The 440-nt window shown below is 71.6% G+C and carries 1 pseudogene; it reads right to left on the bottom strand.

What is annotated here, in order from left to right:
• Positions 1–440: pseudogene (locus RM812_RS42415) on the bottom strand (elongation factor G-like protein EF-G2); the annotation flags it as partial.

Below are 440 nucleotides of genomic sequence, written 5' to 3'. Positions count from 1 at the left end.
GGGAAGAAGGTGCCCCGGGCGACGGCCCGCTCCAGATCCGCGATCAGTGTCGATATATCGATGCTGTCGCCCCCGCTGTCGAGGTACCGGTCCATCAGCGACTCGTCCTCGCTCTCGGCGATGATCCCCTCGATGAGCCGGTCCCGGGCCTCCGCGAGCGGCTCCTCCTGGTCCGGCGCGGGCGGCAGCTCGGCCCGCTCCCCGGAGGAGTAGTCCAGGACGCGCCGGGTGAGCAGCCCGGTCAGCCCGGTGAGCGGGGCGTGCCCGTCGGCGGCCTCGGGACCGAGGACCGGCAGATAGAGCGGGAGTACGGCATCGGGGTCGTCCCCGCCGAACGTCTCCGCGCAGATCCGGGTCATCTCCTCGAAGGAGGTGCGGGCGGTGTCGAGATGGGTGACGACGATCGCCCTCGGCATCCCGACGAGCGCGCACTCCTCCCA

Origin of the sequence: Streptomyces lancefieldiae (assembly GCF_031845825.1) — a bacterium.
Lineage (GTDB): Bacteria > Actinomycetota > Actinomycetes > Streptomycetales > Streptomycetaceae > Streptomyces > Streptomyces lancefieldiae.
Note: the sequence above shows the minus strand (reverse complement) of the source record. Positions and strands in the feature narration are given on the sequence as shown.